The 15,783-nt window shown below is 60.8% G+C and carries 13 protein-coding genes and 1 pseudogene; 5 read left to right on the plus strand and 9 right to left on the minus strand.

Annotation, left to right across the window (positions count from 1 at the left end; all coding sequences use genetic code 11):
- Positions 1–366, minus strand: a complete 366-nt coding sequence (locus BTE54_RS11865) for a metalloregulator ArsR/SmtB family transcription factor (RefSeq protein WP_065655633.1) — start codon at positions 364–366, stop codon at positions 1–3.
- Positions 367–577: 211 nt separating this feature from the next.
- Here BTE54_RS11865 and BTE54_RS11870 point away from each other — a divergent pair, with 211 nt between their 5' ends.
- From BTE54_RS11870 to BTE54_RS11885, 4 genes are read left to right on the plus strand one after another with little or no spacing between them, the layout of a single operon-like run.
- Complete coding sequence (locus tag BTE54_RS11870; RefSeq protein ID WP_065655634.1) at positions 578–1,429, plus strand: ABC transporter substrate-binding protein; 852 nt, start codon at positions 578–580, stop codon at positions 1,427–1,429.
- On the plus strand, positions 1,426–2,553 hold the full coding sequence (locus BTE54_RS11875; RefSeq protein WP_078052576.1) for an LLM class flavin-dependent oxidoreductase: 1,128 nt from the start codon (positions 1,426–1,428) through the stop codon (positions 2,551–2,553). Before BTE54_RS11870 ends, BTE54_RS11875 begins: the two co-directional genes overlap by 4 nt.
- Positions 2,554–2,582: 29 nt before the next feature.
- Positions 2,583–4,415: a TRAP transporter large permease subunit gene (locus BTE54_RS11880; protein WP_078052577.1), complete on the plus strand. Its 1,833-nt coding sequence runs from the start codon at positions 2,583–2,585 to the stop codon at positions 4,413–4,415.
- A gap of 16 nt (positions 4,416–4,431) precedes the next feature.
- On the plus strand, positions 4,432–5,430 hold the full coding sequence (locus BTE54_RS11885) for a TRAP transporter substrate-binding protein (protein ID WP_078052578.1): 999 nt from the start codon (positions 4,432–4,434) through the stop codon (positions 5,428–5,430).
- 69 nt (positions 5,431–5,499) lie between these two features.
- On the opposite strand, the gene aztD is transcribed toward BTE54_RS11885, so the two are convergent.
- The gene (aztD, locus tag BTE54_RS11890) at positions 5,500–6,750 is read right to left on the minus strand and encodes a zinc metallochaperone AztD (RefSeq protein ID WP_065655638.1); all 1,251 of its coding nucleotides are present in this window, start codon (positions 6,748–6,750) and stop codon (positions 5,500–5,502) included.
- Between the two features lie 279 nt (positions 6,751–7,029).
- Positions 7,030–8,541 (minus strand): aldehyde dehydrogenase (NADP(+)), encoded by a 1,512-nt coding sequence (locus tag BTE54_RS11895; protein ID WP_065655639.1) that lies wholly within the window; start codon positions 8,539–8,541, stop codon positions 7,030–7,032.
- Between the two features lie 244 nt (positions 8,542–8,785).
- Between BTE54_RS11895 and BTE54_RS11900 the strand changes: the two are divergent.
- Positions 8,786–9,136: pseudogene (locus tag BTE54_RS11900) on the plus strand (antibiotic resistance protein VanZ); the annotation flags it as partial.
- Between the two features lie 157 nt (positions 9,137–9,293).
- Here BTE54_RS11900 and uxuA read toward each other — a convergent pair.
- From uxuA to BTE54_RS11930, 6 genes are all read right to left on the minus strand, one after another.
- The gene (gene uxuA, locus BTE54_RS11905; RefSeq protein ID WP_078052580.1) at positions 9,294–10,502 is read right to left on the minus strand and encodes a mannonate dehydratase; all 1,209 of its coding nucleotides are present in this window, start codon (positions 10,500–10,502) and stop codon (positions 9,294–9,296) included.
- Between the two features lie 16 nt (positions 10,503–10,518).
- Positions 10,519–11,565 carry an L-idonate 5-dehydrogenase gene (locus BTE54_RS11910; protein WP_078052581.1) on the minus strand — a complete coding sequence of 349 codons (1,047 nt, stop codon included), beginning with the start codon at positions 11,563–11,565 and terminating at the stop codon, positions 10,519–10,521.
- 70 nt (positions 11,566–11,635) lie between these two features.
- On the minus strand, positions 11,636–13,042 hold the full coding sequence (locus tag BTE54_RS11915; protein ID WP_035220793.1) for a TRAP transporter large permease: 1,407 nt from the start codon (positions 13,040–13,042) through the stop codon (positions 11,636–11,638).
- Between the two features lie 4 nt (positions 13,043–13,046).
- Positions 13,047–13,619: a TRAP transporter small permease gene (locus BTE54_RS11920; protein ID WP_078052582.1), complete on the minus strand. Its 573-nt coding sequence runs from the start codon at positions 13,617–13,619 to the stop codon at positions 13,047–13,049.
- Between the two features lie 60 nt (positions 13,620–13,679).
- Positions 13,680–14,654 (minus strand): sialic acid TRAP transporter substrate-binding protein SiaP, encoded by a 975-nt coding sequence (locus BTE54_RS11925; protein WP_078052583.1) that lies wholly within the window; start codon positions 14,652–14,654, stop codon positions 13,680–13,682.
- Positions 14,655–14,716: 62 nt separating this feature from the next.
- The gene (locus BTE54_RS11930; RefSeq protein WP_078052584.1) at positions 14,717–15,433 is read right to left on the minus strand and encodes a FadR/GntR family transcriptional regulator; all 717 of its coding nucleotides are present in this window, start codon (positions 15,431–15,433) and stop codon (positions 14,717–14,719) included.
- Positions 15,434–15,783: the final 350 nt, after the last annotated feature.

Below are 15,783 nucleotides of genomic sequence, written 5' to 3' on the forward strand. Positions count from 1 at the left end.
CTAGTCGAACATTGCCTCATCCAGCGGCAGTGCCCGTCTGCCTTTCTTGCCGGTCACATCGGAAAGCTCCGTGTAAAGACCGCGCAATGTCAAAACCAGCTGGACGATGCGCGGATCGGTGACACGATAGATCACCGCCTTGCCTTCCCGTGAGCCTTCGATCACACCGGCGTCACGCAATTCGGCAAGCTGCTGCGAAAGCGTGGGTTGCTGGATACCGAGTTCATATTCCAGCGCGGAAACGGAGGCTTCCGTTTCCATTAGATAACAGACGATGGCCAGACGATTGGCGTTGGCGACAAGCTTCAAAAGCTCGCTAGCTTCCACCACGCTGCGGCAGATGAGATTGGAAACCGGTTTCGTCACGACTACAGGCCCATTTTTCAAACTACAAAAAAGTAGATTGTATGGCGAAAAATTTCAATGGCTTGAAGAGCCTCATCTCAGCGCTGTCTGGCATTTTTCAAAATCTACAGGATTGGTAGATTTCTCTTTCGCTTTCCGGCCGAGGATCGCCAAAACGTTTCTCGAAAACATTCTATAAAAAAGTAGATTGAATGGGAAATGAGGTGTCGACATGAAAATCGGGGTTCATCCCAACAATCTGCATTTACGTCTCGCCCGGCTCTGGCCCGGCGCCTTTGAAGAATTCGATCCGGAATTCGTGGGCTATCGTGAAGGCCGCGATACGGCAGCTCTTCTGGAAAAGGGCGACATCCATTTCGGCGGCACCGGCTCGACACCGCCCATTGAGGCGGATGCGCGCGGGCTTTCGGCGGTCTATATCGCTGCTTCCGCGCCGAGGCCCGCCAATGGCGCAATCCTCGTGCGGCGCGATAGCCCGATCCGCTCAGCCGCTGATCTCTCGGGAAAGCGCATTTCGCTGATCGATGGATCGTTTCACACCTATCTTCTGGCGCGCAGCCTGGAAGGGGCGGGGCTTGGCCTTGCGGATGTGACCCGTATTGAAAGCGGCGACAGCGATAGCCTGCGCGATCTCGTGGAAGGCCGTGTCGATGCCTGGGTGACGATGTCGCCGCGGCTGGAAAAGGCTCTGACCCATGAGGAGATCGGCCTTCTTGTCCGTTGCGGCTCCACCATTCCCAACCGTTCGCTATTCTGGACGCTTGCGCGCCACAACATAGCGGGCGAGACAGGGCAGGCAATTGCGGCCGAACTGGATCGCGTCGGCCGGGCCGTGATGGCGGATATCGACAAAGCCGCTGCCCTTCTCGCCGCCGAAACGGGCAGCGAAGGTGATGCACAGTCCTGGGCCAAGGTGCTGAGGTCGCGAGACCTTTCCGTCGTGGCCGCTGCCGAAAATATCCTTGCCGAACAGCAGGAGGAGGCCGATACGCTTTACAGGCACGGTCATTTCTCTTTACCGGTTCTGACCGGGCAATCAGCCAGCACGGGAGGCGGCAGATGAATGTTTTCTGGTACATGTGCGCACCCGACGGCGCTTATCCCTGGCAGCCGGAAGGGTCCCGCAAGGTCGATCTCGGTTATTACAAACAGCTGGCGCTCGCTTACGACCAGCTGGGTTACACCGGTGCGCTGTTTGCCACCGGCGCGCATGATGTCTGGGTTCTGGCGGGCGCGCTGCTTTCCTATACCGAGCGGCTGAAGTTTCTGGTCGCCATTCATCCGGGCCTTGTCGCGCCGACGCTGCTCGCCAAGATGGCGGCGACGCTTCAGGAGTTTTCGCGCGGCCGCCTGCTGATAAATGTCGTGTCGGGCGATGCCAAGATGCTCGGCGCATACGGCATGACCATGCCGCATGACGAGCGTTATGATATGGCCGATGAATATCTGCAGATCTGGCACCGGCTTTTCGCCGGCGAGACGGTGGATTTCAAAGGGCGGCATTTCCAGACCGAGGGCGCGAAACTCGCACTGCCGGTGGGGCAGGGCATCGAGCCGCCGCCATTGTGGTTCGGCGGTTCCTCGGACAAGGCCATCGATGTTGCGGCCAAACATGTCGAGACCTACCTCTCCTGGGGTGAAACGCCCGATCAGATCGGCGCGAAGGTCGATCTGGTCAAGGCCCGCGCGGAAAAGCTCGGTCGCGAACTGGAATACGGCATTCGTCTCTATGTTATTGTGCGCGATACGGACGAAGAGGCATGGGCCGCCGCCGCCGATCTATACGGCCGCATGGATGAGCGGGCCATCGCCGCAAACCAGCGTTTCGTCGGCAAGACCGATTCCGTCGGCCAGCAGCGCATGACAGCGATGCACGGCGGCCAGAAACCGGAGAACCTGCGCGATCTTGAAATCGCGCCCAACCTCTGGGCCGGCATCGGCCTCGTGCGGCCGGGACCGGGAACCGCGATTGTCGGTTCGCCGGATACTGTTATCCGCACGCTGGAGGCCTATAAGGAGGCGGGCGTGAATACCTTCATCCTTTCCGGCATGCCATTGCTGGAAGAGGCGTTCCGCTTCGGCGAAAAGGTTCTGCCGCGGCTCGACGTATCGCGTGAGGTCTCGGCGGCAAAACAATTCACATGGTCGACTTTGTTCGACCGCGATCTCTCGGCCAAGGCCTCCTGAGCATGGCTTCGGGAGTGGAGAAGAAAGACATGACGGCAAGTCCGGCAACGACAATCGCACAAAGACGCATCGGCCCGCAACGCGTGGCCGAGCGGGTGCTCGCCGTTCTGGACACGGTGCTCGGCGCGGTCGCGGCAGCAATCCTTGCGGCGCTGCTCGTGGTGGTGCTGGTCAATGTCACGCTGCGTTATCTGTTTCACACAGGCTTCATCGGCGCGGAAGACCTCGGCATCTGGCTGCATGTGGCCATGATCGCTGTCGGTGCGCCGCTCAGTCTCAAAAGTGCGCTCGCCATGCGGCTCGATGTCTTCGTGCGGTTCCTTCCGCAACGATTTCACGCGGCGACCGAAGTTCTGGCCGATGCCTTCTCCTTTATCGCAGCACTCATCCTCGCTTTTGGCGGGGTAGAGATCGCGGCGATGCTTGGCGGCACATCTCCGACGCTTGGTCTGCCGGAATGGGTGCGTTTCGGCTTTCTCGGCGCGGGCGGCGCGCTTATCCTTCTCTATCTGGCGCTTCAGCGTGTCAGTGAGGGCAAGGCGCTTGCCGTTCTCGCATCTCTCGCCATCGCCATTGTGGCCTATGTCGGCCTGCCGGAAGTTTTTGTCGATACGAACCTGCCGCCGAGCCTGTTTCTGGCGCTGACGGCGGCCGTGGGGCTGGTGCTCGCCGCGCCGCTTGCCCATGCCTTCCTTGCCGCCGCCTATGTGGCGATCGCTTTTGGCAGCACCTTGCCGGAACCGGCCATCGTTTCGTCAACCGTGACCGGCATGTCGAAATTCCTGCTGCTCGCCATTCCCTTCTTCCTGCTGGCCGGAAGCCTGCTGACGGAATCGGGCGTCGCCAATCAGCTGGTCCGTTTCGCCGCCTCCATGGTCGGGCACCGACGGGCAGGGCTGGCGCAGACGACGCTTTTGACCAGCGTGCTGTTTTCCGGCGCATCCGGGTCATCGGTCGCCAATGCCGCCTTCGGTGCTTCCACCTTCCAGCCGGAACTGGTGAAACATGGCTATCCTCCGGCGCAGGCGGGCGCGATCATTGCCGCCACCTCCGTGCTGGACAATGTCATTCCGCCCTCCATCGCGTTTCTCATCCTCGCAACGGCCACCAACCTGTCGGTCGGCTCGCTGCTGGTTGGCGGTTTCTTTGCCGGCGGGCTGATGGCGGTCTGCCTTGCGGTGGCAATCCATTTCGGCGTGCGCAGCGTCGATACCTTGCCGCGCGCGACAGGCAGCGAACGCTGGCGTTCGGCCGTGGCTGCGATACCTGCCTTCGGGCTTGGCGTCATCGTGGTGGTCGGCATCCGCATCGGCGTCGTCACCACCACGGAAGCTGCGGCCCTTGCCGCCCTTTATACGCTGTTTCTCGGTTTCGGTTACCGGCTGGGCGCGGGCCGCATTTTCGCGACCTTCCGCCAGTCGGCGGGTGAGGCGGCGGCCATCGGTCTTCTGATCGGCACGGCCGGGCCTTTTGCCTTCCTGCTGGCGGTTGACAATGTCTCGGGGCTCGTCACGGATTTTGTGACTTTGCTCGGTGGCAGCAAGATTGCGGTGCTTCTACTCTCCAACCTGATCCTGCTCGTGGTGGGACTGGTGCTGGACATTGGCGCGGCCATCCTGCTGTTCGGGCCGATCCTGCTGCCCGCTGCGGTGGCGGCCGGTATCGATCCGATCCATTTCGGCGTCATCCTCGTGGTCAATCTGATGATCCATGGCCTGACGCCGCCGCTCGGCATGCTGATCTTCGTGGTCAGTGGCGTCACCCGCATTCCGGCGACAGCACTTTTCCGCGCCGTCGTTCCCTATCTCGTCTCTCTTCTCGTTTCCCTCGCCATTTTGTGCGCCTGGGCCATTTTCTTCTAAATCCGGGGTTTTATTCATGACTATTATCGATCGCCGCAATCTTCTGAAACTCTCCGCGATTGGCGCGGCAACGCTTGCCGCACCCGCCTTCGTGCGGACGGCACATGCCAGAACCCGCAGCCTCACCGTCGCGTCGCTTTTCGCCGACGACAAGCCGGAGACGAAAATCTGGGTGAAGATCAGCGAGCTGGTGGAGGCGAAGCTGCCCGGCCGTTTCCGTTTCAACATCGTCAAGAGCGGTGCGCTGGGGGGTGAAAAGGAAGTGGCGGAAAATATCCGCCTGGGATCGGTTCAGGCGAGCCTTTCGACAGTCTCCTCGCTTTCCGGCTGGGTGCCGGAATTGCAGATCCTCGATCTGCCTTTCCTGTTTCGCGATGCCGAGCATGTGCGCAAGGTGGTGACGGGCGAGACTGGCACTGATCTGAAGACGAAGCTCGTCGCCCAGCAATTCATCGCCGCCGATTTCATCAATTACGGCGCTCGCCATCTTCTGACCAAGGAGCCGGTTACCCGACCGGAGCAGCTGGAAGGCAAGAAGATCCGCGTTATCCAGAGCCCGCTGCACACCAAGCTCTGGAGCGCCTTCGGCACCACCCCGGTCGGTATTCCGATCACCGAGACCTATAATGCGCTGGCAACCGGCGTGGCTGATGCCATGGATCTCACCAAGTCCGCTTATGCCGGCTTCAAGCTTTACGAGGTCGTGCCCTATCTGACGGAAACCGGCCACATCTGGGCTTCAGGCGTCGTCTATTATGGCGCGACCTTCTGGAACCAGCTGGACGACGAAGAGAAGAAGGTTCTCCTGGAAGCATCGAGCGAAGGCGCGCAATATTTCAACCAGCTGATCGTCGAGGACGAAGTGAAGTCCGTCGAGCTTGCGCTTTCGAAGGGCGGCAAGGTGCTGCAGCCGGAAGCGCTGGACGAATGGCGCAAGGGCGCGCAGGGCGTCTGGCAGGATTTCTCAGGCATTGTCGGCGGGATCGACAAGATACAGGCTGTGCAGTCGGCCTGATAATACGGCCCATCAAAATCAGGAAACCCAGTGTGTCCCTCAGGCGCACGGGGTTTCTTTTGTTGGGTATCAATGCGAAGCACCGGAGCCGCCGACGGCGACGATGGAGAAGGGCTGGCCTTCCACCGCAACCGTGCGGGTTTCCGTCAGGCTTTCCGCATCCACCACGCGGATCAGCGAATGGCGCGGATCGGAAATTGCGACCTGCCCATCGGCAACAGCGAGACGTGGGCGCGGATCGCGCCAATGGCCGTCCTTGCTGTAGGGTTCGGTCACCTTCGCCTTGCGGGTGATGGCGCCTTCCAGCACGTCAAGCACATGCAGGTCACCATCTTCTGTCAGGATGTAGGCGTTGCGCGGATTGGCGGGATCGAGAATGAAATCGACGCGCCGGGTCGGCAGTTCCACCAGGCGGAAGGCGTCCTTGCTGTCAGGATCGATCAGGACGACCTTGTCCTCACCGTAATTGCCGAGGAAGAACTGCATGGATTTGCCGCCCAGCAGCGTGCCGGTATAGGCTTTCGGGAAATCTTCCGGATAGGGCAGCATTTCAAGCTTGGGACCATCGGTGCCGCCGGGGCGGGCGACGAGAATGCCTTCCTTGCAGCCAAAAGCGACAAGCCGCGCGGATGTCGCCTCGCCATGCAGATCGGTGCATGCCGCCTGTTCGCCGACCTGCTTGCCCTCCCTGTCGAGAACACGCAGCCCGATGCGTGGCGGCAGCGTATCGGGTTTCGTTTCGACCTCGGTATTCGGTACGGAAACCAGAACGTAACGCCCCATCGTCACCGCCACGCCGTGATGCGGGGCGGTCGTATCGACGGTGCGGACCTTGGCCTTGCCGTCCAGCAGGGCAGCCTCATCGATGATCTCTGCCTTGCCGCCACGGTCATAAAAAAGAATGGCATGGTCATCATGCGGCACGACGTGGAAAGGGCGCTTGCCTTCGAAGGTGACGGGCAAAAGCGCCGCATCTTCCACATCCAGATCGCGATGCTCGCCATGATCGGAGAAAACGATGCCGGTCTTGATCACATGCACCATGTCGGCATCCGATTGCGTCGCAAAGACCGTCTTGCCGGAGGCGCTGGCGGTCAGCGCCGCATAGCCCTTGAGATCGTAGCGTCCGAGTTCCCTGCCGGTTTCGAAATCAATTGCGCGCACCACCGGCTGGCTGTGATCGGCGACGAACAGCCGCCATTCCTTGACGCTGTCGCTGCTTTCTTCGGCCAGCGCTATGCCTGGGGCAAGGGGCATGGCGAGGGCAAGGCATGTTGCGAGCGCGCTCATGCCGAGATGGTGATGAAGGGAAAATCTCATGGTGTTCCTTCCAGGCGTTATCATCCCCGTGCGGATACGAACCGGTATCGGTTCTGAAGGACGATTGTAATGTTATTACGTTACGAGATTGCGTATTAGCATTACGTGCGGGGGCGATGTCAACCGATGCCGACGTCTTGGTACGGAAAAATCTGGATGGGGACCGTGAGGCGGGAGAAGGGGAGGCGGTTGACGCTTCAGCGTCAGGCCGTATTTCCCGAAGGGCGGTAAAGCCGAATAAAAAGGGCAGGTGCAGCGCTGCGCCTGCCCCGATCAGTTTTAGCGGATATCGTCAGGCAGAACATCCGAAGGAATGTTCTGGTAGGAAACCGGGCGCATGAAGCGGCGGATCGACATGGTACCAACAGAGGTTGCGCCGAAGTTCGTCGATGCCGGGTAAGGGCCGCCATGCACCATGGCTTCGGAGACTTCCACGCCGGTTGGGAAACCGTTGGCGAGAACGCGGCCGGCCTTGCGCTCGAGGATCGGCAGCAGCTTGCGACCAAGTTCGGCGTCGCCGGCATCAAGATGCATGGTTGCCGTCAGCTGGCCTTCGAAGCTCTTGGCAACTTCCAGCATTTCCTCGGTGCTATCAACCGTCACGATCAGGCCGAGGGGTCCGAAGACTTCTTCAGCAAGCGCATGGTTGGCAACCCAGTCCTTGCCCGAAACGCGGAACAGGTAAGGCGTTGCATTGCGCAGGTTGCAGGTGGTAGTGAGAACATCGCGCACGCCGTTGCCGGCAGCGATACGATCACGGCCGTCGCGATAGGCGGCGGCGATGCCGTCGGTCAGCATGACCTGAGGGCCGACTTCCGAAAGGGCCGCACGTGCGGTTTCAGCAACCGCATCCGCCTGCTCGGAGAGGATGACGGCGATGCCGGGGTTGGTGCAGAACTGGCCAGCACCCATGGTGAGCGAGCCCGCCCAGCCCTTGGCAATGGCTTCACCGCGAGCCGCAACGGCTTCCGGCAGCAGGAACATCGGGTTGACGGACCCCAGTTCGCCGAAGAAGGGGATCGGCTCGGGGCGCTGGGCGCAGAGATCGAACAGCGCGCGGCCGCCGGCGAGCGAACCGGTGAAACCGACCGCCTTGATGCGCGGATGCTGCACGAGCGCGGAACCGACATCGCGGCGGCCGCCCTGGATCAACGAGAAAACGCCGGGATGCAGATTGTGCTTCTTGACGGCGGCGAGAACGGCTTCGGCAACGATTTCGCCGGTGCCGGGATGGGCGGAATGGCCCTTGACGACGACCGGGCAGCCGGCTGCCAGAGCGGCAGCGGTATCACCGCCGGCCGTGGAGAAGGCGAGCGGGAAGTTGGAGGCGCCGAAGACCGCGACGGGGCCGATCGGGCGCTGCATCAGGCGGATATCCGGGCGCGGCAGCGGCTGACGATCTGGCAGCGCTTCGTCATGGCGACGGTCGAGATAGTCACCCTTGCGGATGTGCGAGGCGAAAAGGCGCAGCTGGCCAACGGTGCGGCCGCGTTCGCCCTGCAAACGTCCTGCGGGCAGGCCGGTCTCGGACGAGCCGATTTCGGTGATGGCGTCGGCGCGGGCTTCGATCTCATCGGCGATGGTGTCGAGGAATGCGGCGCGCTCTTCGCGGGTGGTGTAACCGTAGCTCCAGAAGGCTTCTTCGGCAGCTTCACAGGCCGCATTCACCAGATCGACGGTGCCGACCGAAAAATCGAAAGCTTCGCCATGTGCAGGCTCGCTGCGGAATTTAGCTTCCGTTGCGACCCATTCTCCTGCAACCAGATGTTTGCCGTGCGGCTTGAAACTCATTGTGCTCTTCCCTGAAAATCTGATCCTGTGTGGAAAATCCACCCGACACCGTGACGTTGCACCGAAAGGCGACAGCGAAAACGCCATCAGCCGCGATCCTCGCCCGGTTGCCTTCTGCCTTAGCCCGTGTGGGGCCTGAGCGAAAGCCGGTTTTTCAACTATCTGACCGAAAAGTGTGATTAATTGGGCAAGGCGTGAAAAAGACCCGCTTCCGTTTACGCGCACGGCGCTCTATTGTGACGCCATGATGACAAATAGACTCCCGAAATATGTCGCCTGGTCGGTTTTTCTGCTGATTGTGATCGTTACAGTTTGCCCTATCGGCTTTCGTCCGCGCACGCTGACGACGGTGGGCCTGGACCGCGCCGCGGCCTTCGCCTTCTGCTCGGCCGCCTTCGTGCTCGCCTATCCGCGTTACTGGCTGGCGATCATCGTGGCAGGCATTGCGGCGGCTTTCGGCATCGAGGCGCTGCAATTCCTGTCGCCCACCCGCCATCCGCATCTGATGGACGCCGCCGTGAAAGCCGCCGGCGTCGTCGCCGGCGGGCTTGGGGCTTTTTCTTGGCTTCAGTTCAAGGCGCGATTGACCGCAGGTTCTCTCATCCGTCATTCCGGCCTTGAGCCGGAATCCAGCCAGCCCAAGTCCTTGGGCTGAAAGGAGTCTTTTCGCCGCGCGGACGCGCGTCGGCTGGATTCAGGCTCGAGGCCGGAATGACGGATAGAAAGCCGATCAAACGCGGCCGCGCTTTCGCTTAGCGATCACCCTTCGCCAGCCCGAAACGGCTGTGCGATAACGTGCGTTCGATGCCACGCAGCTCAGCCAATCCCTTCAGCCGGCCGATGGCGGGATAACCGGGTTGTGCGCCGCGCGTCAGGTCGTCGAGGATTTCCTGACCGTGATCGGGCCGCATCGGAATGGCGTGGTCTTCACGGCCCTCCGCCCGGCGGCGCGCCTCTTCGGTGAGGAGTGCGGCGATGACCGCGACCATGTCGGTTCCGCCTTCCAGATGCTCGTCCTCGAAGAAAGAGCAGGGCACGGTGTCGGTGTCGCGCGTCACATTGCGCAGATGTACGAAATGAATGCGATCTGCAAAACGGCTGGCGATGAAGGGCAGGTCATTGTCCGCCCGCGCGCCCAGCGAACCTGTGCAGAGCGTCACGCCATTGGCGCGGCTATCGACCTTTGAGAGCATATGGGCGTAGTCGGCTTCGGTGGAGAGAATCCGCGGCAGGCCGAGCAGCGGCCATGGCGGATCGTCGCCATGGGCGCAGATGTTGATACCCACCTCTTCGGCAACCGGCGTCACCTCCGAGAGAAAGTCGATAAGGTTCTGTTGCAGCCTTTCGCGGTTGATGCCGTGATAGGACCGCAGTTTTTCCAGAAGCTGGGCAAGTGTGTAACCATCCGCCGAACCGGGCAGACCCGCGCCGATATTACGCCCGAGGGCGGCGATTTTCGTCTCCGGCATGTCGGCGAAGCGTTTTGCCGCTTCCTCCGCCAGCCAGTCCGGATAATCGGCCTTGGCATCTGGACGTTTCAGGATGTGAATGTCGAAGGCGGCGAAATCGGGAAGGTCGAAGCGCATCGCCTTTGCGCCGTGTCTTGTTTCCCAGCGCAGGTCGGTGCGGGTCCAGTCCAGCACCGGCATGAAATTATAGCAGACGGTGCGGATGCCGGAGGCGGAGAGTCGGCGCAGCGTTTCCTGCCAGTTGGTTATATGGGTTTTCCAGTCACCGGTCTGGGCCTTGATATCCTCGGAGACCGGCACGCTTTCCACCACGTCCCAATAAAGCCCACCGGCCTTGATGGCTTCATGCCGTTTGGCGATTTCATCCACCGGCCAGACATCGCCAGTGGCGATGTGATGCAGCGCGCTGACGATGCCTTCCGCGCCCGCCTGAGCCGCATCCTGAACCGTGACCTTGTCGACCGGGCCGAACCAGCGCCATGTATGTCTCATTTTAAATCCTCAAATATCAGTCTGCGGAAAATGTCAGCTGCACCTTGCAGGCGGCAGAGCGGTCTCCGGCCTGTTCGAATGCAGCTGTCGCCTCGCCAAGCGGGAAGCTGTGGGAAATAATCGGCCGCACATCGATCCTGCGGGTGGAGATGAGCCCGGCGGCAATGGCGAATTCGTCGTGGAAACGCTGTGAGCCGCGCCAGAGGATTTCCTTGCCCACCAGCGCGTTGAGCGGAATGGTGATGTCGCCGGTGACGCCCACCTGCACGATGGTGCCGCGCGGGCGCACGCAGGCAAAGGCGGTGCGAAGTGCTGGAGCGGCTGCGGAGCAATCGAAAATGACGTCGAAATAACCCTTATTGTCCTGATAGGGGATGAGCGCCTCGGCGTCTTTCGCGACATTGATGGTGCGGTCGGCACCCATGGCGGGGGCGCGTTCAAGTGCGGCATCGGTAAGGTCGGTGGCAACGACGATGCTTGCTCCGGCGTGGCGGGCGGCGGCAATGGTCAGGAGGCCGATGGGGCCTGCGCCGGTCACCAGCACCTTCGCACCTGCCAGATCGCCGGCCTGGGCCACGGCATGCAGGCACACCGCGAGCGGCTCGGTGCAGGCGGCTTCAGCCGGTGAGGTATCCTCTGAAAATTTCGCGCATTGTTTGGCGGGAACCACCAGCCGGTCGCGGAACATGCCCTGTTCATGCGGCAGGCGCATGGCGCTGCCCATGAAGCGCATTTCAAGGCAATGGATCGGCTGGCCCTTCAGGCAGAAATGGCAATGGCCGCAGGGCTGAGACGGATTAACGGCGACAAGCTGGCCGATGGCAAGCCCGCTGACACCCTCTCCCAGCGCCTGCACATGGCCGGATGCCTCATGTCCGCAGATGATCGGCTCGCGCACCCGGACCGGACCGAAGCCGCCATCCTGATAATAATGCAGATCGGAGCCGCAGATGCCGCCCGCCGCCATGGCGAGCAGCACTTCGCCAGGCCCTGGCTCGATGAGGTCCTGCGTTTCGACGCGAATGTCCCTCTGGCCGTATAGACGTGCCACGCGTGTCTGCATGACGATGCCCTCATATGTGTATGGGAGGAAGAAGCCCGCGCGGGAAACCGCGCGGGCGATGATATTGGCGTTAGCGGATCAGGCCCATTTCGGTCGGCAGCCACAGCGTGATGGCCGGAACGAAGGTGATCAGCAGCAGCGCCACGAACAACGGCACCAGCCAGGGCAGAATAGCCATCGTCGTGCGTTCGACGGAGAGTTTCGCCACGCGCGAGAGCACGAACAGCACCATGCCGAGCGGCGGATGCAACAGCCCTATCATCAAGTTGAGCGTGATGATGAGACCGAAATGCACCGGATCGATATTGAACTGCAGCACCAGCGGCAGCAGGATCGGCACGAGGATGGTGATAGCCGCAATCGTATCGAGGAAGCAGCCGACGAACAGCATCAGGAGATTGACCAGCACGAGGAAAATCCACTTGCTGTCGGTTATCGTCAGGATCGCCGCCGAGAGAAGCTGCGCCGCCTGGCTGACCGTCAGCAGCCATGCGAAGACCGAGGCCGCCGCGACGATGAAGAGCACCGAAGCGGTCGTCTCAATCGTGTCGAAGGTCGATTTCGCCAGCGTTTTGAAGGTCATCGTCCGGTAACGGACAAGCCCGAGGAACAACGACCAGAGGACGGCCGCAACGGCGGCTTCCGTCGGTGTGAACCAGCCCATGGTCATGCCGCCGATCAGGATGACAGGCGTCATCAGCGCCATCACGGCCGAGAAGTCGAAATACCAGTCACAGGCCAGCAATATCACCAGCACGATCAGGATCGACAGGTTGAGCGACAGGCCAAACGCCGTGAGGATATAGATGCCGAGCGGCACCATCATCACCACGAAGACTTCGATCGACGCGCCGAAAATGGTTCTGAGGCTGAAGGGCGTATCGGAGCCCCAGCCCTTGATATAGGCGAAGACCGCAACCGTGATCATCATCAGAAGCGTCATCACGACGCCCGGAACGATGCCGGCCATGAACAGCGCGCCGATGGAGACATTCGCCATCATGCCATAGATGACGAAGGGCAGCGACGGCGGGAAGATCGGGCCGAGCGTTGCGGAGGCGGCGGTGACGCCGACGGCCGCTTCGACCGGATAACCGTGATCCTTCATGGCCTTGATTTCGATGGTGCCGATACCGGCCGCATCGGCAAGCGCGGTGCCGGACATGCCGGAAAAGATCACCGAGCCGATGATGTTGACCTGTGCAAGGCCGCCCTTCATCCAGCCGACGAGTGCGACGGCGAAGGAATAGATGCGTCCCGTTACCCCCGCCGTGTTCATGAGGTTGCCGGCAAGGATGAAGAAGGGAACGGCCAGAAGCGGGAAGCTTTCCACACCCGCGATCAGGCGCTGCGCCGCGATGATATCAGGCGCGACATTGTAGAAGACGATATAGAGCAGCGAGGCCGAGGCCATCGAGATGGCGACGGGCAGGCCGATCAGCATCAGGAGAAGAAAGGAGCCGATAAGAAGCAGCATGTGATCAATCCCCCGCGCTCTGGAATTCTTCGGGCCGTTCCAGAACGGAGTAGCCGCGCTGCATATTGGCGATGAAGACCTGCACCGAGCGGAAGAACATCAGAACGAAAGCGGCCAGAACCGTGTAGAAAACGATGTTGCGCGGCAGCGCCACGGTGACCATTTCCTCATCGGCGACGATTTCCAGATAGCGCCACATCAGCCATGAGGTGTAGGCGAAGAAGAGGATGCGCAGCGCATCGACAAGGATCGACATGGCGCGGGCCACCTGTGGCGGCACATAGTGATAAAGCACATCCACCTGGATGTGGCGCGACATGCGCACGCACATGACCGAACCCAAAAAGACGACGCCGATCAGGCAGTTGACGGCGATTTCTTCCGTCCAGGCGTAGCTGTCGTTGAGCACGTAGCGGGTGAAGAACTGAAGGAACACGCAGCCCGTCATCAGCCAGAAGAGGCCGAGCGTGACCCAGTCTTCGAATGAATAGACCGTAAGATCGACCTCCGGCGGCGCCTCGTCGAACGTGTGGGCGAGTTCCTCAGGCGTGACCTGAGTATGGATTTCCTGCGACATTGAGATATCCCGTCTGGAGAGAAAGGGCGGTGCGGCAACGGGGCCGCACCGGATCTTGGCTCACTTGACGGCGCGAATGGCTTCCCAGTCGGCCTTGTCGTAACCGAAGTCCTCGAACTTCACTTTTTCGAGGACGTTCTTCTCGAAGTCGGCCTTGTCCACCTCGGCCACTGTGAGGCCGCGCTTCTTGAAGTCTTCGACGAGGCTCTTTTCGCGGCTTTCGATGGTCTTGGTGGTGCGCTCGGCTGCCTGCTGCATGACTTCGGTGAAGATTTTCTTGTCTTCATCGGAGAGCTGCGACCACAGGTTCTTCGAAATCACCGTATTGAGGTGGTCGACGATATGGCCGGTCAGGACGATGTTCTTCTGCACTTCGAAGAACTTCTTCGCCTCGATGGTGGTCAGCGGGTTTTCCTGCGCATCGACGGTGCCGTTCTGGAGCGCCAGATAGACTTCCGCAAAGGCAATCGGGGTGGTGTTGGCGCCGCAGGCGCGCGGCATGGCCAGATAGGCCGGAACGTCGGGAACGCGCATCTTCAGCCCCGCCATGTCGGCGCAGGCGGCAATCGGCTTGTTCGATGTGGTGTGACGCGTGCCGTAATAGCTGACGGCGGCGATGTGGTTGCCGGTCTTGTCTTCATAACCCTTGGCGAGCCGCTTGAAGATATCGCTCTTGGTGTAGGCGATTAGATGGCTCGGGTCGCGAAAGATATAGGGGAAGTAGGTGACGCCGATCGGCTTGAAGTCACGCGCGGCAAAGCTGGAGCCGGAAATGATGATATCGACGGTGCCGATTTTCAGGCCCTGATTGATATCGGCTTCCTTGCCGAGCTGCGAAGCCGGAAAGACATCGATCTTGTAGCGGCCTTCGGTGCGCTTGGCGATCTCTTCCGCAGCCCAGACCGAATCGGTGTGGAACGGTTCGGAGGTCTCGTAGACATGCGCCCATTTCAGCGTGGTCTGCGCCTGCGCCGCGAGCGCGGAAAGCAGGATGGCGGCTGTTGCGCCCATCAAAGTCGACAATCTGATTTTCATTCTTAACTCCTCCCGAATTAAAGCCAGATTTCTCATTTTTCCCGTCGCCGGTTACGGCGCGGTCACTCTTCTCCGATCGTTTCCTCCCCGAAACTTTCGGAAAATCTCTTTTGCGACAGCGTCAGATGCTGCCGCATCGCCTCACGTGCACCTTCCGGGTCGTTAGCGGCAATGGCGTCGCGGATTGCGCGGTGTTCCTGAACGGCAAGGTTCCAGGTGTGGGGCCCTTCGAAATAGCTGGCGAGCTTTTCGAAAAAGGGTGACAGGCTGCGCTCGTCATAGATCAGGCCGGTAAAGCGGTTCAGCGCCGAATTGCCGATGATGTCGGCAATCGCGGTGTGGAAGGCCCGGTCGAAATTGAGCGCCTGTGGTGAGTTGTCGAGTGCGCCGGCCATGCGTTCGATGATATCATCGAGCTTGGCGATGCATTTCGGTGTCGCAAGCCTTGCGGCTTCCTCCGCAATCGCGCTTTCGATGATGCAGCGCGCCTGCAGGATTTCGAATGGCCCATGCGCATCCGGCACCGGCGGCTTTTCCTTGGCCTGCTTGCCGGCCGCGCTGACATAAACGCCCGAACCCATGCGGATATGGATATGGCCTTCCACTTCCAGAACGATCAGCGCTTCACGAACCGTCGGGCGCGATACGCCGAAGCGTTCGGCAAGATCCCGTTCCGCCGGCAGGCGCTGGCCTTCGGTCAGTTCCCCGCTTTCGATGAGCAAACGAATTTGTTCCGCGACCAGCCGGTAAAGGCGGCGCGGCTCCAGAGCCACAAACATGATATCCTCCCAGCGCGAAAGTCTCCCCCGATCGCGCAAGCGGTAAGATGGTCTTACCAATTTTATTAGGGCGCATTTATGCGGTGCTGTCAATCGGCCGCTGGTGGAAAAGTGGGGGGAGGAGTTTGTGGCGGTTCAGCAGGTCGGGCGTTGTCTTATTCCGGGGCTTTTACCACTTCCGTCATTCCGGCTTGGAGTGGGCATTCAGCCAGCCCGAGTCTTTGTGCATAAGAGGAGGGTAAAGTTCGCAAACCTTGCCGCCGTCATGTTCGGGCTTGTCCCACTGCTGTCCGGTTTAAATTTGGTGGACATGGCGCACGGTGTTGATTCTACTCGTATTCGAGCGTTTG

It is taken from the genome of Agrobacterium sp. YIC 4121 (assembly GCF_002008205.1).
GTDB classification, from domain to species: domain Bacteria; phylum Pseudomonadota; class Alphaproteobacteria; order Rhizobiales; family Rhizobiaceae; genus Agrobacterium; species Agrobacterium leguminum.